The following is a 17,010-nucleotide window of genomic DNA, read 5'->3' on the forward strand; positions in this document are numbered from 1 at the left end:
CCACCCCACCCGCTCGGTCTCACCCCACCTGCTCGGCCCACCCCACGACCCAGGAGCACCGCCATGGCCCGCACCGCCGTCCGTCGCCTCGTCACCGTCCTCGCAGCCGGCGCGCTGCTCACCGGCTGCACCAGCAACACCCCCGAGGCACCCCCCGCGCAGGAGACGGCGGGCGGCGGCGGCGCGAACGCCGAGCCCGGCGAGAAGGTCGTCATCGGGTTCTCCGCCCCCGCGGCGGACCACGGGTGGATGGCGGCCATCTCCGCCGCGGCCAAGGCCGAGGCGGACAAGTACTCCGACGTGGAGCTCAAAGCCGTCGAGGGCACGAACGACGTCAACCTCCAGATCAGCCAGGTCGAGACGCTGATCAACGAGAAGGTCGACGCGATCGTCCTGCTGCCCTTCGACGGTGCCGCCCTCACCCCCGTCGCCCTCAAGGCGATGGAGGCCGGCATCACGGTCATCAACATCGACCGCGAGTTCGACAGCCCCTTCGCCTCCCGGGTGACCGTGCGCGGCGACAACTACGGCATGGGCATCTCCGCGGGGACCTACGTGTGCGAGGAGCTGAAGGGCAAGGCCGACGCCGTCGTCGCGGAGATCGCGGGGATCGACTCGCTGCCCCTGACGCAGGACCGCAGCCAGGGCTTCGCGGACGCGCTGGGCCAGTGCGGGCTGAAGGTGAACAACCGGGTGGCCGCGGAGTTCACGGTCGAGAGCGGCGAGCGCGCCGCGGCGAACCTGCTGCAGGCGGCGCCGCGCATCGACGCCATCTGGAACCACGACGACGACCAGGGCATCGGCGTGAACGCGGCCATCAAGAACTCCGGCCGCAGCGAGTTCTTCATGGTGGGCGGGGCGGGATCGGCCAACGTCATGCGCGAGATCAAGGCCGGCGACGGCCTGCTCAAGGCGACGGTGGTCTACCCGTCCACCCAGGGCGCCGACGGCATCGCCCTGGCCCGCCTGCTCGTCCAGGGCAAGGGCCTCAGCGACATCGTCGAGGTGGAGGTGCCGCGGTCCATCCAGCTGTCCGCACCCGTCGTCACCCAGGACAACGTCGACAAGTACCTCGAGGCCGCGTTCGAGTCCTGAGCCGGACGCCGGGACACCGGGCCCCCCACGGGTGGCCCGGTGTCCCGGCCGCCCCTCCGGAGGGGTCAGGCCCGCTCGCGCGCGCGCCGGTCGCGCCGGTGCAGGTAGGCCAGGAAGACCAGCCCGATGCCGATGCCGGCCACGCAGGTCCCGAGCCGGCCGCCGGGCAGGGCGTCGCGGACCTGCGGGACGGTGAGGGCCAGCACGAGCAGGGCCGTCCACGCCGCGAGCCCGACGGCCGCGGCGCGGCGGTCGTCCGTGCGCAGCGGCGCGGGCGGGGGCTTGGCCTTCGAGGGCGGCAGGTACAGCGGCACCCCGCCAGTCTCCCCGGTGCGGGCCGGACGGCACAGCCGGGCCCCGTGCCGCCCGGCCGCCCGGGGTCTGCTGGGATGGAGGCATGGCTGAAGCACGCGGAACGGGTCGGACGGCGGTCGTCACGGGCGCCTCGAGCGGGATCGGCGCCGCCACGGTGCGGGCGCTGGCCGCCGCGGGGTTCGACACCGTCGCCGCGGCGCGCCGCGTCGAGCGCTGCGAGGAGCTGGCCCGCGAGGTGGGCGGGCGCGCCCTGGCGCTGGACGTCACCGACGACGCGTCGGTCGCGGCGTTCGCCGAGGCCGTGGGCGACGTGGCGGTCGTCGTGCACTCCGCGGGCGGCGCGTTCGGCACCGACGCGGTGGCCGACGCCGACCCCGACGGCTGGGCGCGGATGTACGACGTCAACGTCCTCGGGTTCCTCCGCGTGCACCGCGCGCTGCTGCCGGCCGTGCGCCGCAGCGGGAACGGCCACGTCGTCGTCCTCGGCTCCATCGCGGGCTTCGAGGTCTACCCGGGCGGCAGCGGGTACACCGCCGCCAAGCACGCCGTCCGCGCCGTCGTGAAGACGATGCGCCAGGAGCTGCTGGGCGAGCCGATCCGGGTCACCGAGGTCGCCCCCGGGATGGTGCAGACGGAGTTCTCCGTCGTCCGCCTGGGCAGCGAGGAGGCCGCCGCGAAGGTCTACGAGGGCGTCACCCCGCTGACGGCCGAGGACGTCGCCGACGTCATCGCCTTCGCCGTCACGCGCCCGGCCCACGTCGACCTGGACCACATCGTGATGCGGCCCGTGCAGCAGGCCGACGCGGCGCACGTGCACCGCCGCAGCTGAGGCCCCCCGCGGCCACCCGGCCGCGGGAGCCGCTCAGAGGGGCAGGCCGGTGAGCAGCTCCGCGGCCACGGGACGGCCGAACAGCCAGCCCTGGGCGCGGTCGCACCCCATGTCGCGCAGCGTCCTCGCCTGCAGCTCCGTCTCGACGCCCTCCGCCGTGACGACCATGCCGTGGGCGTGGGCGAGGCTGATCAGCGCCTGCACGACGGCGTCGGCGCGCGCCGTCTGGCCCAGCGGCCGCACGAACGACATGTCGATCTTGAGGAACGCGAGCGGGAACCGGTCGAGGTAGGACAGCGACGAGTACCCCGTCCCGAAGTCGTCGAGGCCGACGCGCGCGCCGATGCTCCGCAGCTCCCCGAGGCTCGCCCGGGTCGTGCTGGACAGGTCGATGAGCGTGCGCTCGGTGACCTCGGCGAGCAGGCTCGCCCCCGAGGCGCCGGTGCTCTCGACGCTGTGCGCGAGGCGGTGGGCGAACGACGGGTGCTCCAGCGTCTTGCCGGAGACGTTGAACGAGACCTGCATCGTCGACCCCGCGAGCCGCCACTCCCGCAGCTGCCGCAGCACCTCCTGCAGGACCCACGTGTCGACGTCGACGATCAGGCCCGTGTCCTCGGCGGTGTCGACGAAGGACGACGGCTGCATCAGGCCCTCGACGGGGTCCTGAAGCCGGACGAGCGCCTCCGCGGCGACGAGCCGGTCGTCGCGCAGGTCGACGATGGGCTGCCACACCACGCGCAGCCCCTCGGTGCGCAGCGCGCGGCGCACGCGGTGCTCGGCGTCGCGCGACGCGCGGGCGTCGTCGCGCATGGCGCTGTCGAAGACGGCGCAGCGGTCGCGGCCGGCGTCCTTGGCCCGGTACAGGGCCATGTCGGCGTTGCGGAACAGCTCGTCCGAGGAGCCCTCCCACCCGACGGCGATGCCGGCGCTGCTCGTGCAGACCAGCGGCTCGGGCAGGCCGGGCAGCACCAGCGGGGCCCGCAGGCGGCGGATGAGGTTGTGCGCCATGATCTGCGCGCTCTCGGGCCGGTCGACGCCGGGGACCATGAGGACGAACTCGTCGCCGCCGAGGCGGGCCAGCGTCGAGCCCGCGGGGGCGGCCTCCTCGAGGCGGACGGCGACCTGGCGCAGGAGCGCGTCGCCGACCTGGTGGCCGAGGGTGTCGTTGACGAGCTTGAAGCGGTCGAGGTCGAGCAGGACGAGGGCGACGGCGCGGGACGGGCTCGCCTCCGCGAGCGCCTCGGCGAGCCGGACGTCGAGCACGGCGCGGTTGGCCAGGCCCGTGAGCGAGTCGCACTGGGCGAGGCGGACGAGCTCGCCCGTCGAGCGGTCCCCGCCGGAGACGTCGAGCACGAGGCCCTGGACCTCGGTGTGCACGGCGCTGCCCAGGGGGACGCTCATGCCGAGGAAGGTCTTGACCTGCCCGTCGGCCAGCGTCACGCGGAACGGGTAGGGCGCGGACGTGCCGGCGTGCGCGGCCGGGTCCTCCACGCCCGTGAAGGGGCCGCGGTCGTCGGGGTGGATCTGCCCGCGCCAGGTCGCGAGGTCCGGGTCCGGTGCCCCGGGCGGCATCTGCAGCATCTCCCGCAGCCGCCCGTCGAGGTGGACGACGCCCGCGGCGGGGTCCCAGGACCACTCCCCCAGGCCGGCCAGGCGCAGCGCGCCCGAGAGCAGCAGCTCCGTGGAGGCCAGCTCGATGCGCGCGGCGCGCTCGTGCGCGGCCGCCGTCAGGGCGCGCCACGCGGCGCCGCCCGCGCCGGCCAGGACCTCCAGCGGGGCCGCCCCGGCCAGCGGCGAGCCCCACACGGCGATCCGCGGGGCGCGCGGGTCGCCGGGGACGAGCTCGACGACGGACGTCGGCGACATCCGGGCCAGGTCGGCGCCGACCAGGCGGGAGCCGGGGACCAGGAGCAGGTCGCCGCGGGCCGCGACGACCTCCAGCTCGCGGTGGCGGGAGCGGGCGACGGTGTGCAGGAGCAGCACCCGCTGGTGGCCGGCCAGGAAGGCCTGCGCGACGAGCTCCTCGGCGAGGACGTCGACGTCCGGGCAGTCCGCGAAGCACCGCTGGGCGCTCAGGACGGCGGCGGCCGTCACGTCGAGGCCCGCGCCCTCCGCGCGCACGGGTCGCGGGATCGCCGGGTCGGGGCCCGCCCCGCCCGTCGCGTCCGCTGTGCTCGTCACCGTCATCGCCATGCTCGTGCCCCGCCCGCCGTGTCCAGCCCTGCCCCGACCAGCCCTGTTCCGACCAGCTCTGCCCCGACCGGCCCTGCCCCGGCCGGCCCTGCTCCGGCCGGCCCTGCTCCAGCCGGGTCTGCCCCGGCCGACCCGGTCGCCCGGGGCGTGTCGTCCTGCCGTGCGGTCCGCGCCCGCCCGGGCGGGTGGGGCACGTGGTCCAGCCGTGCCTGCACCTGCCACCTCCGGCGTCGCCGACCTGGTCCGAACGGGCGGTCGTACATCACTAAGCGTAAGTGACTGTAACGCCGCGTAGGGCAAGAACGGTAGTCGTGGCCCGTCGGGCGGTCGCCGCGGGCGGGTGGGCCTGCGCCCGTTCGGGTGAGGGCGCAGAAGTGGTTGCCGCTGGTCATTAGCTGAGCTAACGACTACCCTCGAGGTGTGCCACCCGAGACCTCCCCCGCCCCCTCCCCCGCCGCTGCGACGACGTCCGCGGACCCCGACCTGGGCCCCGCCCCGGCCCTCGACGGCGAGGTCGAGCCGCTCGCCGTCGAGCTGCGCATCTCGCTGCTGCGGACCGCGCGGAAGCTGCGGGCGATGAAGAGCAACGACGAGCTCTCCGACGGCCAGTTCTCGGTGCTCGCCCACCTCGTCGTCAACGGCCCGCGCACGCCCGGGGAGCTGGCCGAGGCCGAGCACGTCCGCCCGCCGTCGATGACCCGGACGATCGCGGTCCTCGCCGACGCCGGCCTCGTCGACCGCACCGACCACCCCGTCGACGGCCGCCAGGTGCTGATCTCCGCGAGCGACGCCGGCCTGCGCACCGTCGAGGAGACCCGCCGCCGGCGCGCCGCCTGGCTGAGCCTCCGCCTCGCCGAGCTGACCCCCGCCCAGCGCGCGGTCCTCGCCGAGGCCTCCTCGATCCTGCGGACGGTGATCTCCGCGTGAGCGTGGGCTCCCGCATCGTCGCCAACCCGACGTTCCGCTCGCTGCGCCACCGCGACTACCGGCTGTGGGCGACGGGCGCCGTCGTCAGCAACACCGGCACGTGGATGCAGCGCGTCGCGCAGGACTGGCTCGTCATCAAGGTCCTGACCGACGGGTCCGGGACGGCCGGCGGCATCACCACCGGCCTGCAGTTCGGCCCCATCCTGCTGCTGGCCCCCCTCGCCGGGGTCATCGCCGACCGGTTCCCCAAGCGCCGGGTCCTCATGGCGACGCAGGTGACCATGGCGCTGCTCGGGGTGGCCCTCGGGGCGCTCGTGCTCTCCGGGCGCGCGGAGCTCTGGCACGTCTACGTGTTCGCGGTCCTGCTGGGCTGCGCGTCCGCGATCGACGGGCCGGTGCGGCAGACGTTCGTCTCGGAGCTCGTGCCCCGCGAGGACCTGCCCAACGCGGTCGGCCTGAACTCGGCCTCGTTCAACGCGGCCCGCCTCGTCGGCCCCGGCCTCGCCGGCGTCCTCATCGCGGCCATCGGCACCGGGCCGCTGTTCCTCATCAACGCGCTGACGTTCATCGCCCCGCTGACGACGCTGCACATGATGCGGCCCGCGGTCGCCCCGGTGCGCAAGCCCAAGCCCGCCAAGGGGACCGGCCGGATGATCGACGGCGTCCGCTACGTCCGGCAGCGCCCGGACCTGCTGGCGATCTTCGCGGTCGTCGGGATCGTCGGGACGTTCGGCCTGAACTTCCAGCTGACCAGCGCCCTCATGGTCAGCGTCCACTTCCAGCGCAGCTCGTGGGAGTTCGGCCTCGCCGGAACCATCATGGCGATGGGTTCCCTCGCCGGCGCCCTCGTCGCCGCGCGCCGGGAGCGGCCGCGGTTCCGGCTGGTGTTCGGCGCGGCCGTCGCCTTCGGGGTGTTCGGGGCGCTGGGCGCGCTCATGCCGAACTACTGGCTCTACGTCGTGATGCTGGTCCCCATGGGGCTGTCGTCGCTGACGCTCATGACGGCCGCGAACGCCACCGTGCAGATCAGCACCGATCCCGCGATGCGCGGACGGGTGATGGCGATGTACATGGCGCTCATGCAGGGCGGGACGGTCGTCGGCGGGCCCGTCGTCGGGTGGATCGGCACGGAGTTCGGCGCGCCCTGGTCGATCCTCGCGGGGTCGATCCCCTCGATCGCCGTGGCGCTCGTCGCCGGGGCCTACCTGATGCGCCGCACGCGGGTCCGCGTCCGCTACCAGCTCCGCGGCACCCCCCACCTGAGCGTGGTGCCCGCCGCGGGCCGCGACGAGCGGGACGTCGCCGCGGCCTGACGCAGCGGGTGGAGCAGGCACCCGCGCGACGGGCGGATGATGGTGCCGTGCCGTCCGACCTGCCCGCCGCCCTCGCCGACGTCCGCACCCTGCTCCTGGACGCCGAGCACCTCGTGCGCGCCGTGGCCGCCGGCCGGCGCCGCGGGGTCGAGGCGCCCGCGGCCGAGCGCGTCGAGGTCCGGCCCGTCGCGCTGCGCTCGGGCCCGCACCTGCAGCTCGTCTCCCGCACCGGGCCCGTCGTCAGCACGCGCAACGCCCCCCTGGGCGAGGAGGCCGCCGCGGCGGTCGACGAGCTGCTCGCCCAGCCCTTCGGCAACCTGCACGTGGAGACCGCCACCGAGGTCGTGCAGCTGCGGGTCACCAAGAAGGGCGAGGCGCAGCTGCACCGCTCCGCCACGAGCCGCCGGGGCGTGGAACCGGCCGGGCCGCAGGCGCACGACCGCCCCAAGCAGCGGCTGGTGGACCCCGAGGACCCGCTGTTCCGCGTCCTGGGCGCCGGCGGCGACAAGCGGCGGCAGGTGGACGCCTTCGTCCGCCAGCTCGCGCCGCTGGCCCCCCGGGCCCTCGAGGCCGGCCCGGAGCGCGAGCTGCGCGCGGTCGACCTGGGCTGCGGCAACGCCTACCTGACCTTCGCGGCCCACCGCTGGCTCGCGGGCCGGGCGGCGCAGGACGGCCGGACCCTGCGCACCGTGGGCGTGGACGTGCGCGACGACGTCGTCGCGCGCAGCCGCGGGCTGGCCGAGGAGGCCGAGCTGGGCGGTCTGGCGTTCGCGACCGGGACCATCGCCGCGGCCGAGCCGTTCGACGGCGAGGCGCCGGACGTCGTCCTCGCCCTGCACGCGTGCGACACCGCGACCGACGAGGCCCTGGCGCGCGCCGTGCGCTGGCAGGCCCCGGTCGTGCTCGCCGCCCCGTGCTGCCACCACGACGTGCAGCGGCAGATCGTGGAGGGGACCGGCGGCCCGGCGGCCGCGGGCCCGCTCGTGCGGCACGCGATCCTGCGCGAGCGCTTCGCGGACGTCCTCACCGACGCCCTGCGCTCGCTCGTGCTGCAGCTGCTGGGCTACCGGGTCGAGGTGGTGGAGTTCGTCGACTCGCGGCACACCCCGCGCAACGCGCTGCTGCGCGCCGTCCGGACCGGGTCCGCACCGCGCCCGGAGCTGCTCGCCGAGTTCGACGAGCTCACCGCGGCGTGGGGCGTCGAACCCGCCCTCGCCCGCATGCTCGCGCCGGAGCTGGCGGCCGTGCGGACGGGCCTCGGCGCTACCGCCTGAGACCGCTCAGGCCGCCGCGTAGGTGAGGCACTCGGTCTCGCCGTTGGCGGCGGTGCCGACCTCGATGGTCGACGCGGTGCACGTGAGGTCCGCGTTGTGGGTGCAGTCGGAGAGCTGGCAGGCCCCGACGTGGCCCGCGGGCGACGTCGAGCGCTTGGTGGGCGAGCCGAGGAACGTGGCGCAGTGGTTCGCACCGTGGTCCCCGACGGTGATCGCCGGGGCGTGGCAGGACACGTCCGCGTTGAACGTGCACCCGCTGACGGAGCACTGGTGGATGGGGGTGAGGTCGAGGTTCACGGTGGCCATGCGGGGAGCATGCCCTGCGAGAACCGGGTCGCGCTAGGCAGGAATGCCTTCCCTGAACGGTTTCCGGGAAGGCCAGGAAAGGCATTCCTCACCTCTTTCCGGGAATGAGGTCAGCCTCTCCTGAGCTGCTCGACGACGTGGTCGACGCAGGCCGTGAGCGCCCGCACGTCGGCGGGGTCGACGGCGGGGAACAGGCCGATGCGCAGCTGGTTGCGGCCCAGGCTGCGGTAGGGGAAGACGTCGACGATCCCGTTCTCCCGCAGCACCTCCTGCACGACGACGGCGTCGACCGAGGGGTCGAGGTCGACCGTCGCCACGACCTGGCTGCGCGCCGCCGCCTCGGCGACGAAGGGCGCCGCCCAGGGCCGCGCGAGCGCCCAGTCGTAGACGATCCCGGCGGATTCCGCGGTGCGGGCCGCGGCCCAGCGCAGGCCCCCGCGCGCCAGCAGCCACTCGACCTGGTCGGCGAGCATGACGAGCGTCGCGACGGCCGGGGTGTTGTAGGTCTGGTCCTTCGCGGAGTTCTCCACCGCGATCGTCAGGTCGAGCGAGGCCGGGACCCAGCGCGCGGTGGCGCGCAGCTCCTGCGCCCGCGCCAGCGCCGCGGGCGACAGCAGCGCGATCCACAGCCCGCCGTCGGAGGCGAACGACTTCTGCGGAGCGAAGTAGTAGGCGTCGGTCTGCGTCACGTCGAGGAGGACCCCGCCCGCGGCGGACGTGCCGTCGACCACGACCAGCGGCGCCTCGCCGGGACCCGCCGCGGGCCGCACGACGGGGGCCATCACGCCCGTGGAGGTCTCGTTGTGCGGCCAGGCGACGACGTCCACCCCGGGCGCGACCTCCCCGAGGCGCGGCAGCGCACCGGGTTCGGCGCGCACGACGACCGGGTCGGCGAGGAACGGGGCCGCCGCGACGGCCTGCGCGAACTTCGAGGAGAACTCCCCCAGCACCAGGTGCTGGGACCGCTCCCGCACCAGGCCCAGGGTCGCGACGTCCCAGAACGCCGTGCTGCCCCCGTTGCCCAGGACCACCTCGTAGCCCGCGGGCAGCGCGAACAGCTGCGCCAGCCCCTCCCGCACGCGCCGCACCAGCGTCCGGACCGGCGCCTGGCGGTGGGACGTGCCCAGCACGGTCCGGCCCGCGCGCAGCAGCGCGTCGACCTGCTCCGGGCGCACCTTGCTGGGCCCGGAGCCGAAGCGCCCGTCGGCGGGCAGCAGGTGGGCCGGCAGGGTGAGGGCAGGGGGCTTCGCGGTGCTCACCCGGCGATCCTCTCGCACCCGCCCGGCCGGCTCCGGTCGCGCGGGGAGCGCGGCGGTCCGAGACTGGCGCCCGTGGGGCCGCGAGGTCCCGCGGACGCTCGACGACAGGAGATCACCATGCCCGGTCTGGACGACATCACGGAGAAGGCCAGCGACGCCGGCATCGAGAAGGCCGGCGACGCCGCCGAGAAGAAGGCCGGCGGCCACGGCGACCAGATCGACAAGGCCGAGGACATGGCCGACAAGAAGATCGGCGAGTGAGCTGAGCTCACCGCGGACGACGCGCCCGGGACCCTCGTGGTCCCGGGCGCGTCCTGCGTCCGGGCTGCGCCCGCCGGGGCGGCGCGGGAGGGTGGCGGCATGAGCGACCTCGACCGCTTCGTCGCCGCGCAGGACGCCGGCGGCACCTACGACCAGGCCCTCACCGAGCTGCGGGCCGGGCGCAAGACCTCGCACTGGATGTGGTTCGTGTTCCCGCAGCTGGCGGGTCTGGGCCGCAGCGAGACGGCCCGCCGCTACGCGGTGCAGGGGCTGGAGGAGGCGCGCGCCTACCTCGCCCACCCCGTCCTGGGCGACCGCCTGCGCGAGTGCACCCGGGCCCTGCTCGACGACGGCAGCACCGACGCCGTGGCCGTGCTCGGGGCCGTCGACGCGGTGAAGCTGCGCTCCTGCGCCACCCTCTTCGCCCACGCCGCCGCCGGGACGCCCGACGCGGCGCTCTTCGAGGAGGTCCTGCGGCGGTTCTACGGCGACGAGCCGGACGCCACGACCATCCGGGTGCTCTGGTCGACCTCGTCCTGACGGGCGCCCAGTCGTCTGCCACCCTTGCGGGGTGACCTCCCCGACGCCGCGTCCCCGCACCGCCCGCGCGACGACCGCGGTCCGGGCGTGAGGCGCTCCGGTCTCGTCCACGCGGAGCTGCTGGGGCGCCTCACGGCGCTGCGGCACACCGACTCCTTCGCGGTGTCCGACTCCGGCCTGCCGGTCGCGGCGGGGATCCCCGTCGTCGACCTCGGGGTGAGCTACGGCGTCCCGGGGTTCGCCCACGTCCTCGGCCTCGTGCTCGCCGAGGTCGTCGTGGAGGCCGCGTGCGTGGCCACGCAGATCGAGCGGAACCCCGCCGCCCTGGCCGCCGTCGTCGCGGCCGGCTGCGACGTCGAGCGGGTGGACCACGAGGAGTTCAAGCGGCGCACGGCGGCGTGCCGGTTCGTGGTGCGGACGGGCGAGGCGACGCCCTACGCGAACGTCCTGCTCCGCTCCGGCGTGCCGTTCGCGTGAACCGCCCGGCCGCGCCGGTCAGACCGCGTCCGCGAACCCCCGGCGCACCCGCACGAGCAGCTCGTCCGGGTCCTCCCGCCAGAGGGCGGAGCTGAGGACCTCGACCTCGACGCCGCCGGTGAACCCCGTCTCGGCGACGCGCGCGGACAGCCACGGCAGGTCGATGAGGCCGTCGCCCATGACGACGCGGTCCAGCAGCAGGTCGGTGGTCGCGGGCTTCCAGTCCGACACGTGGTAGCCGAGCACGCGGCCCCGGGCGCGGACGAGCTGCGCGGCCAGGTCCGGGTCCCACCACACGTGGTAGGCGTCGACCACCACGCCGAGGTGCTCGTCGTCGAACTCCTCGACGAGGTCGAGCGCCTGGCGCAGCGAGACCACGACCGAGCGGACGCTGATCATCATGGGGTGCAGCGGTTCGATGCCGAGGCGGACACCCGCGGCCGCCGCGTGGGGCAGCAGCGCCTCGATCCCGTCGCGCACCCGCCGGCGGGCCCCGGGGAGGTCCGTGTCCGTCAACGGCCCGCAGACGAGGACGAGGACGTCGGCCCCCAGGGCCGCGGCCTCCTCCACGGCGCGGCGGTTGTCCGCCAGCACCTGCGCGGGCGTCGCCGCCGGGTCGGTGAACATCCCGCCGCGGCAGACGCTCGTGACGCGCAGCCCGGCGTCGCGCACCAGCCGCACCGACCGCTCCAGCCCCGCCGCGGCGATCTTGTCGCGCCACAGGGCGATCCCCCCGATCCCGTGCCGGCCGCAGGCGTCGACGGCCTGCTCCAGGCTGAGGGAGTTCACGGTGATCTGGTTCAGGCTGAGGCGCCCGGCGTCCATCGGTTCGCTCCGTCGCGTCGTGGGAATGCGCTTTCCGGCACTGTCCCACGCCCGCGGGCCGGGGGTCAACGAACCGCGTCGCGCCCCGGCGCGCCCCAGAGGGCCACGAGCCCCGCCGACGTGGGGCTGAACCCGCACGAGCGCACGTAGAAGTCGCGCAGGGGCGCCTCGAAGTCGACGTGCAGCCACGCGCAGCCGGCCTCGCGCGCCTGCTCGGCCGCCGCCGCCACGAGCGCGCGGCCGATCCCCCGGCGACGGTGGGCGGCGGCGACGAGGGTGTCCAGGAGGAACGCGTGCGTCCCGCCGTCCCACGCGACGTTGACGAACCCGACGAGGTCCGCGTCCGTCCCGGCCGTCGCGCACACCCAGCCCAGGCTGTGGCGCTGCAGGCGGGACACGACGTCCTCCGCCCCGACCGGGTGCCCGAAACCCTCGGCGTGCAGGGCGTTCAGCGCCGCGTTGGTGACCGCACCGCGCCAGCGGTAGCTGATGTCCACGCCGCCAGGCTAGGAGGGCGGACCGGCGGCGGCAGGCCCGAGCCGCCGCGCGAGCCACGCGTCCGCGTCGTCGAGCGCCGCGCGGGCCATCGGGGTCGGGTGCTGGGTGAAGGCGTGCGGCGACGCGGGGTAGACGGCCAGGTCGACGTCGACCCCGGCCGCCACGAGCCGTCCCGCCACCGCGCGGTTGTCCTCGAGCAGCACGTCGTCGGCCCCCACGACCAGGAGCACGGGCGGCAGGCCGGCGAACTCCGCGAAGCCCGGCGAGAGGTCCGGGTGGGTGCGGTCCGCGGCCGGGCCGGCGTAGGCGTCGAGGAAGAACTCACCGGCGATCAGGCGCCCGGCGGGGGTCCGGCCGCTGAGGTCGTAGGTGCCGCAGTGCAGGACGGCGCCGCGCACGGCGGAGAGCCCCCGGTCGCGCAGCCGCAGCAGCGTGGTCAGGGCGAGCGTCGCACCCGAGGAGAGGCCCGCGAGGGCGAGGGCCGTCGTCCCGAAGCGCTCCCCGGCCTGCCGCAGCAGCCAGCGCGCCACGACCTCGCAGTCGTCGGCGGCCGCGGGCCACGGGTGCTCGGGGGCGAGGCGGTGCTCCACGCCGACCACGACGACGCCGAGCGCGTCCGCCAGGCGCCGGTGGCGCCGGTCGTCGCCCGCCGTCGAGCCGAGCAGGAAGCCCCCGCCGTGGACGTCCAGCACCACCGCGCGGGGCCTGCCGCGCGACGGTGCGTGCACCCGGACCGGGACGCGGTGGCCCTCGAGCTCCAGGACCTCGACGGGTGCGGGGTCCGGCGTCCCGGCCGCCGCCCGCACCGCGGCGAGCTCCGTGAGGGTCCCGGGCCCCCGGCGGGCGCCCCGCTGCGCGTAGAACGCCCGCGACTCCGCGACGAGCGGCAGCAGGCGCGGGTCCTCGGGGTGGTCCAGCCCGGGCGGCACGGGCGGAACCCTACGGCGGCGCGGACGCCCCGGCGGGACCGCCGGTCCTCCGGCGGGACCGCCGGTCCCCCGGCGCTGCCGCGCGGGCGCCGCCTACGCTGCGGGGGTGGAAGACCCCTCGCAGCGCCGCGTCGACTACTCCGACACCCCCTTCGAGGAGGCGGACCTCGCGGCCACGCCCCTGGAGCAGTTCTCGCGCTGGTACTCCGCGGCGGTCGAGGCGGCGGTCGCCGAACCCAACGCGATGACGGTCGCGACCGCGTCGCCGGAGGGCCCGTCCGCCCGCACGGTGCTGCTGAAGGCCGTGGACGGCCGGGGTTTCGTCTTCTACACCAACCAGCTCTCGCGCAAGGCCCGCGCCATCGCGGGCGACCCGCGGGTCGCCCTGCTGTTCGGCTGGGTCGGCATGCAGCGCCAGGTCTCCGTGCGGGGCAGCGCGGCTCCCGTGGAGCGCGCCGAGACCGACGCGTACTTCGTCTCACGCCCCTACGGCTCCCGCATCGGGGCCTGGGTCAGCGAGCAGTCCGAACCCGTCGCCTCGGCCGCGGTCCTGCACGAGCGCGAGGCGGAGCTCCGGCGGCGCTGGCCCGACACCGGCTCGGCCACCGACGTCCCGACGCCCCCGCACTGGGGCGGCTACCTCGTGCAGGCGTGGGAGGTCGAGTTCTGGCAGGGCCGGGCGTCCCGGCTGCACGACCGCCTGGTGTTCCGCACCGACCGGCCGGGCGCGCCCGCGCCGCTGGACGCCGCGCCGGCCTGGAGCGTGGAGCGCCGCCAGCCCTGATCCCCCGCGGCCTCCCCGGCGCTCCGTCTCCGCCCGCCGGGCTAGCGCAGCAGGGCCGCCGTCTCGCGGGACGCCTTGCGGATGCCGGAGCGCTCGTCGAGCCACCCGCCCGCGACCCCGACGACGGGCAGCTTGCCGATCACGCGCGGGAGGAACCCGCCGCGCGGGCGCTCGTCCAGCAGCGCCGTGACCCCCAGCAGGGCCCGCGCGAGCCGCCAGACGGTGCGGGCCGCCCGCTGGGCGCCCGCGAGCCGGCCCCCGTCGTCGGCGGAGTCGTCGGCGGCGGCGGCGCCGTCCTCGTCGCTCGCCTCCAGCCGGCGGGCGGCCTCCCCGTCCGCGGGGACGGCGTCGGCAGCCCGCGGCAGCTTGCGCTCGAAGAGGACCTCGGCCAGCAGCGGCACCCAGTCCGCGGGCGCCGTCCGCCCGTGCTCGCGCGCCGTCGCGCAGACGGCCAGCCCGGCCGCCGAGGCGCCGAGGGCGGCCTGCAGCGGAACGCGGTCGCTCAGGGCCCCGGCGAAGCGGGGCGCCGCGGCCGCGAGCCCGGCACTGATCCCGATGCGCGTCACCCACCAGTCGACGCGGCGCTGCAGCGGCTGGGCCGCCCACTCCCGGGAGCCGGGACGCGTCTTCCCCAGCGCACGGTCGCGCACGGCGTCGGCGGCCCGCCGCGGGAAGGTTGCGGAGGGCGGCGGGTCGTCGTCGACGCCGAGCCACCGGCCCGGGTCGCCGAGGACGTGGCCGACCATGCCGGCGTAGATCCCGAGGGCCCGCGTGAGCTGCTCGTCGGTGACGGCCGGGTTCCTGGCCACGGGTCGCTCCCTGTCTGCTCCGGTCGCCCCCGGGGCGGCGGCGGACTCGGCGGCGAGCCTAGGGCGGCAGAGGAGACGCGGCCTCCCGGCGGAACGTCCCCGGTTCCCCGTTCCCGGTCCACCGTGCCCGCTTCTCCGCGCGACGGAGGTCTCAGCCGGCGGCCGGGCGCCAGCCGGGCGGCGGGTCCTCGCCGACGCGCCCGTCGACGGCCTCGCGCAGCAGGTCGGCGTGCCCGGTGTGGCGGCCGTACTCCTCGAGGAGGTCGCACACGAGGCGGCGGGCGCTCGCGTGCTCCCCCGCAGGCGTCGCCATCGGCACCGGCACCCCGAGGTCACTGTCGCGCAGGACCTCCGCGAACCGGCCGCGCGAGCGTTCCAGCGCACCGTCGTAGAGGGCGTAGAGGGTCTGCGGGGAGTGCGCGGCCGCGGTCTCGAACTCGTCCTCGTCCTCCGCACCGGCCCACGGCGCGCCCAGCGGCGCACCCGTCAGCTTCACGGTGCTCGCGTGGTCCTCGACGAGCGCGAGGTGCTTCAGCAGCCCGCCCAGGGTCAGGGCCGACGCACCGGTGCGGGCCTGCAGCCCGTCCGCGTGCAGGCCGTCGGCCTTCCAGCGGAACGTGGCTCGCAACCGGTCCAGCGCCCCGAGCAGCTGCTCGGCCTCCGTCCCGGCGATCGGGGGTTCCCACGGCGTCGCGTCCGGCCCGGTCTCGGTCATGCCGCCACGCTAGGGCGCGCCGGCCTCCCGCGGGAGGGACCGGCGCACCCCGTTGCGAACCCTAGGCGGCGCCGAGGTGCGCCGCGTAGAACTCCGCGGGGTCCTTGGCCAGGCTCGCCTTGACCATCTCGCTCCAGTCGTCGACGACGACCTCGACACGGCCGGCCTCGACCCCGTCGAGCGCGGCCCGCACGACCTCCGACGGCGCGGTCTTGGGCCCGTCGTAGCCGGCCATCATGTCCGTGTCGGCCGCACCGAGGTGGATCCCGACGACCTGGGTCCCCTGCGGCGCGAGCTCCAGGCGCACGCTGTTCGTCATCGCCCACTCGGCGGCCTTGGCGACGCTGTAGGAGCCGGCGCCGGGGAAGGAGAACCACGACAGCGCGGACAGGACGTTGGCGATCGCGCCACCCCCGTTGCGCTGCAGGACGGGAGCGAAGGCGCGGACCACGTCGAGGGTGCCCCAGAGGTGGGTGTCGAGCTCGGCCCGGACCACGGCCAGGTCCCCCGCGACGAGGTCCTCCGCGAGGCTGATGCCCGCGTTGTTCACGAGCAGCGTGACGTCGCCCGCCGCGGCGGCGGCCGCGGCGACGGAGGCGGGGTCGGTGATGTCGAGGGCCAGCACCTCGACGCCCGGCAGGTCGACGGCGCCGGGGTTGCGGGACGTGGCGTAGACCTTCGCCGCGCCGCGCTCGAGCAGCGCGAGGGCGAAGTGGCGGCCGAGGCCGCGGTTGGCGCCCGTGACGAGAGCGGTCGAACCGGCGATCTGCACGTCTTCTCCTGGTGGTGCGGGGCCTGGGGGCTGATCCCCCCGGCCGTGCTCCAGGTACGCTAGGACCTCACGTTGACGTCAGAGGCAAGTCCTCTGCTGAGAGCGGAACGGGGGTGGCGCGGTGCGCATCGGTGAGGTCGCCGAGCGGTCGGGGGTCAGCGTCCGGGCGCTGCGCTACTACGAGGAGCAGCAGCTGCTGCCGGCGCAGCGCAGCCCGTCCGGGCAGCGCCGCTACTCCCCCGCCGCCGTCGAGCGCGTGCAGCTCATCCAGCTGCTCTACAGCGCGGGCCTGAGCAGCGCGAGCATCGTGCGGCTGCTGCCCTGCGTGGAGTCGGGGACGTCGACCCCCGACGTGGTCGAGCACCTGCTCGCCGAGCGCGCCCGCATCGACGCCCAGGTGCACGCGCTGACGGCGGCCCGCGAGCGGCTCGACGAGGTCATCGTCGCGGCCACCGACCCCGCGCACACCTGCACCGTCTCCGGTCCCCTCGACACCTGAGGGGCCCGGCCGTCAGGCGCCGGCGGCCTCGAGCTGGCGCCAGGCCGTGACCGCCAGCAGCAGCACGGCCGCCTGGTCCGGCACCGTCGGCTCGTGACCCGTCAGCTCCGCGGTGCGCCGCAGGCGGTTCAGCACGGTGTTGCGGTGGCAGAACAACCGCTCGGCGGTCTCCGCGACCGACCCGGTCGCCGCGAACACCTGCAGCGCCTCGAGCAGCCGCTCGCGCTCGGGCACCGGCACGGCCAGCAGGTCGCGCAGCACGTCGCGCGCCACCTCCTCCCGCAGCGCGCCGAGCTGGTGGGCGGCCACCCCCAGCGCGACGTCCGCGAGGCCGCGCGGGCCGCCGGGGCCCGGGGGCAGCGCGGCGGCCACCTGCTCGGCCGCGCGCAC

General features: G+C 76.0%; 21 protein-coding genes. 10 read left to right on the top strand and 11 right to left on the bottom strand.

Going from position 1 to position 17,010, the window contains the following annotated elements; all coding sequences use genetic code 11:
• The first annotated feature begins 63 nt into the window (after nucleotides 1-63).
• On the top strand, nucleotides 64-1,095 hold the full coding sequence (locus tag F1544_RS17675; protein WP_167587447.1) for a substrate-binding domain-containing protein: 1,032 nt from the start codon (nucleotides 64-66) through the stop codon (nucleotides 1,093-1,095).
• A 65-nt stretch (nucleotides 1,096-1,160) separates the two neighbouring features.
• Here F1544_RS17675 and F1544_RS17680 read toward each other — a convergent pair whose 3' ends face one another.
• Complete coding sequence (locus tag F1544_RS17680; protein ID WP_167587448.1) at nucleotides 1,161-1,409, bottom strand: hypothetical protein; 249 nt, start codon at nucleotides 1,407-1,409, stop codon at nucleotides 1,161-1,163.
• An 83-nt stretch (nucleotides 1,410-1,492) separates the two neighbouring features.
• Here F1544_RS17680 and F1544_RS17685 point away from each other — a divergent pair, with 83 nt between their 5' ends.
• A complete protein-coding gene (locus F1544_RS17685) occupies nucleotides 1,493-2,239 on the top strand; it encodes an SDR family NAD(P)-dependent oxidoreductase (protein WP_167587449.1) in 747 nt (248 codons plus the stop codon).
• 33 nt (nucleotides 2,240-2,272) lie between these two features.
• On the opposite strand, the gene F1544_RS25900 is transcribed toward F1544_RS17685, so the two are convergent.
• A complete protein-coding gene (locus F1544_RS25900) occupies nucleotides 2,273-4,420 on the bottom strand; it encodes a putative bifunctional diguanylate cyclase/phosphodiesterase (RefSeq protein ID WP_167587450.1) in 2,148 nt (715 codons plus the stop codon).
• A gap of 432 nt (nucleotides 4,421-4,852) precedes the next feature.
• Here F1544_RS25900 and F1544_RS17695 point away from each other — a divergent pair, with 432 nt between their 5' ends.
• The 3 genes from F1544_RS17695 to F1544_RS17705 are packed head-to-tail and all read left to right on the top strand — an operon-like array spanning nucleotide 4,853 to nucleotide 7,946.
• Nucleotides 4,853-5,359: a MarR family winged helix-turn-helix transcriptional regulator gene (locus F1544_RS17695; protein ID WP_308470153.1), complete on the top strand. Its 507-nt coding sequence runs from the start codon at nucleotides 4,853-4,855 to the stop codon at nucleotides 5,357-5,359.
• Nucleotides 5,356-6,672, top strand: coding sequence for an MFS transporter (locus F1544_RS17700; RefSeq protein ID WP_308470154.1), 1,317 nt, complete (start codon nucleotides 5,356-5,358; stop codon nucleotides 6,670-6,672). The genes F1544_RS17695 and F1544_RS17700 overlap by 4 nt, the downstream gene beginning before the upstream one ends.
• Nucleotides 6,673-6,719: 47 nt before the next feature.
• Nucleotides 6,720-7,946 (top strand): class I SAM-dependent methyltransferase, encoded by a 1,227-nt coding sequence (locus F1544_RS17705; protein WP_167587451.1) that lies wholly within the window; start codon nucleotides 6,720-6,722, stop codon nucleotides 7,944-7,946.
• Nucleotides 7,947-7,952: 6 nt separating this feature from the next.
• Here F1544_RS17705 and F1544_RS17710 read toward each other — a convergent pair whose 3' ends face one another.
• Both F1544_RS17710 and serC read right to left on the bottom strand, forming a co-directional pair.
• The gene (locus F1544_RS17710; protein ID WP_167587452.1) at nucleotides 7,953-8,252 is read right to left on the bottom strand and encodes a DUF1540 domain-containing protein; all 300 of its coding nucleotides are present in this window, start codon (nucleotides 8,250-8,252) and stop codon (nucleotides 7,953-7,955) included.
• Between the two features lie 110 nt (nucleotides 8,253-8,362).
• Nucleotides 8,363-9,511 carry a phosphoserine transaminase gene (serC, locus tag F1544_RS17715; RefSeq protein ID WP_167587453.1) on the bottom strand — a complete coding sequence of 383 codons (1,149 nt, stop codon included), beginning with the start codon at nucleotides 9,509-9,511 and terminating at the stop codon, nucleotides 8,363-8,365.
• Nucleotides 9,512-9,628: 117 nt separating this feature from the next.
• On the opposite strand from serC, the gene F1544_RS17720 reads away from it, so the two are divergent.
• From F1544_RS17720 to rbsD, 3 genes are all read left to right on the top strand, one after another.
• Nucleotides 9,629-9,772 carry an Rv0909 family putative TA system antitoxin gene (locus F1544_RS17720; RefSeq protein WP_167587454.1) on the top strand — a complete coding sequence of 48 codons (144 nt, stop codon included), beginning with the start codon at nucleotides 9,629-9,631 and terminating at the stop codon, nucleotides 9,770-9,772.
• Nucleotides 9,773-9,871: 99 nt separating this feature from the next.
• Nucleotides 9,872-10,312: a DUF1810 domain-containing protein gene (locus F1544_RS17725; RefSeq protein WP_167587455.1), complete on the top strand. Its 441-nt coding sequence runs from the start codon at nucleotides 9,872-9,874 to the stop codon at nucleotides 10,310-10,312.
• Between the two features lie 87 nt (nucleotides 10,313-10,399).
• Nucleotides 10,400-10,789, top strand: coding sequence for a D-ribose pyranase (gene rbsD, locus F1544_RS17730; protein ID WP_167587456.1), 390 nt, complete (start codon nucleotides 10,400-10,402; stop codon nucleotides 10,787-10,789).
• 18 nt (nucleotides 10,790-10,807) lie between these two features.
• Here rbsD and F1544_RS17735 read toward each other — a convergent pair whose 3' ends face one another.
• The 3 genes from F1544_RS17735 to F1544_RS17745 form a co-directional block, all read right to left on the bottom strand.
• The gene (locus F1544_RS17735) at nucleotides 10,808-11,614 is read right to left on the bottom strand and encodes a sugar phosphate isomerase/epimerase family protein (RefSeq protein WP_167587457.1); all 807 of its coding nucleotides are present in this window, start codon (nucleotides 11,612-11,614) and stop codon (nucleotides 10,808-10,810) included.
• Nucleotides 11,615-11,679: 65 nt separating this feature from the next.
• Nucleotides 11,680-12,111 carry a GNAT family N-acetyltransferase gene (locus tag F1544_RS17740; RefSeq protein ID WP_167587458.1) on the bottom strand — a complete coding sequence of 144 codons (432 nt, stop codon included), beginning with the start codon at nucleotides 12,109-12,111 and terminating at the stop codon, nucleotides 11,680-11,682.
• A gap of 9 nt (nucleotides 12,112-12,120) precedes the next feature.
• Nucleotides 12,121-13,041, bottom strand: a complete 921-nt coding sequence (locus tag F1544_RS17745; RefSeq protein WP_167587459.1) for an alpha/beta hydrolase fold domain-containing protein — start codon at nucleotides 13,039-13,041, stop codon at nucleotides 12,121-12,123.
• Between the two features lie 106 nt (nucleotides 13,042-13,147).
• On the opposite strand from F1544_RS17745, the gene pdxH reads away from it, so the two are divergent.
• On the top strand, nucleotides 13,148-13,825 hold the full coding sequence (pdxH, locus tag F1544_RS17750) for a pyridoxamine 5'-phosphate oxidase (RefSeq protein ID WP_167587460.1): 678 nt from the start codon (nucleotides 13,148-13,150) through the stop codon (nucleotides 13,823-13,825).
• Between the two features lie 41 nt (nucleotides 13,826-13,866).
• Here the strand turns inward: pdxH and F1544_RS17755 are convergent, their stop codons facing one another.
• From F1544_RS17755 to F1544_RS17765, 3 genes are all read right to left on the bottom strand, one after another.
• On the bottom strand, nucleotides 13,867-14,634 hold the full coding sequence (locus tag F1544_RS17755) for a hypothetical protein (protein ID WP_167587461.1): 768 nt from the start codon (nucleotides 14,632-14,634) through the stop codon (nucleotides 13,867-13,869).
• 151 nt (nucleotides 14,635-14,785) lie between these two features.
• The gene (locus tag F1544_RS17760; protein ID WP_167587462.1) at nucleotides 14,786-15,349 is read right to left on the bottom strand and encodes a mycothiol transferase; all 564 of its coding nucleotides are present in this window, start codon (nucleotides 15,347-15,349) and stop codon (nucleotides 14,786-14,788) included.
• A 61-nt stretch (nucleotides 15,350-15,410) separates the two neighbouring features.
• Nucleotides 15,411-16,121: an SDR family oxidoreductase gene (locus F1544_RS17765; RefSeq protein ID WP_167587463.1), complete on the bottom strand. Its 711-nt coding sequence runs from the start codon at nucleotides 16,119-16,121 to the stop codon at nucleotides 15,411-15,413.
• Nucleotides 16,122-16,242: 121 nt separating this feature from the next.
• Between F1544_RS17765 and F1544_RS17770 the strand changes: the two genes are divergently transcribed.
• Nucleotides 16,243-16,620 carry a MerR family transcriptional regulator gene (locus F1544_RS17770; RefSeq protein WP_167587464.1) on the top strand — a complete coding sequence of 126 codons (378 nt, stop codon included), beginning with the start codon at nucleotides 16,243-16,245 and terminating at the stop codon, nucleotides 16,618-16,620.
• Between the two features lie 12 nt (nucleotides 16,621-16,632).
• Here the strand turns inward: F1544_RS17770 and F1544_RS17775 are convergent.
• Nucleotides 16,633-17,010, bottom strand: a 378-nt coding sequence (locus F1544_RS17775; protein WP_167587465.1) for a helix-turn-helix domain-containing protein, incomplete at its 5' end; no start/stop codon positions are given.

The sequence above is a fragment of the Kineococcus rubinsiae genome (genome assembly GCF_011839805.1).
In the GTDB taxonomy this organism is placed as follows: Bacteria; Actinomycetota; Actinomycetes; order Actinomycetales; family Kineococcaceae; genus Kineococcus; species Kineococcus rubinsiae.

What these genes read in the sequence shown, in the direction of transcription:
- F1544_RS17675 (WP_167587447.1), top strand. Translation starts at nt 64, where the DNA reads ATGGCCCGCACCGCCGTCCGTCGCCTCGTCACCGTCCTCGCAGCCGGC.
- F1544_RS17685 (WP_167587449.1), top strand. Translation starts at nt 1,493, where the DNA reads ATGGCTGAAGCACGCGGAACGGGTCGGACGGCGGTCGTCACGGGCGCC.
- F1544_RS17710 (WP_167587452.1), bottom strand. Translation starts at nt 8,252, where the DNA reads ATGGCCACCGTGAACCTCGACCTCACCCCCATCCACCAGTGCTCCGTC.
- F1544_RS17720 (WP_167587454.1), top strand. Translation starts at nt 9,629, where the DNA reads ATGCCCGGTCTGGACGACATCACGGAGAAGGCCAGCGACGCCGGCATC.
- F1544_RS17725 (WP_167587455.1), top strand. Translation starts at nt 9,872, where the DNA reads ATGAGCGACCTCGACCGCTTCGTCGCCGCGCAGGACGCCGGCGGCACC.
- F1544_RS17735 (WP_167587457.1), bottom strand. Translation starts at nt 11,614, where the DNA reads ATGGACGCCGGGCGCCTCAGCCTGAACCAGATCACCGTGAACTCCCTC.
- F1544_RS17760 (WP_167587462.1), bottom strand. Translation starts at nt 15,349, where the DNA reads ATGACCGAGACCGGGCCGGACGCGACGCCGTGGGAACCCCCGATCGCC.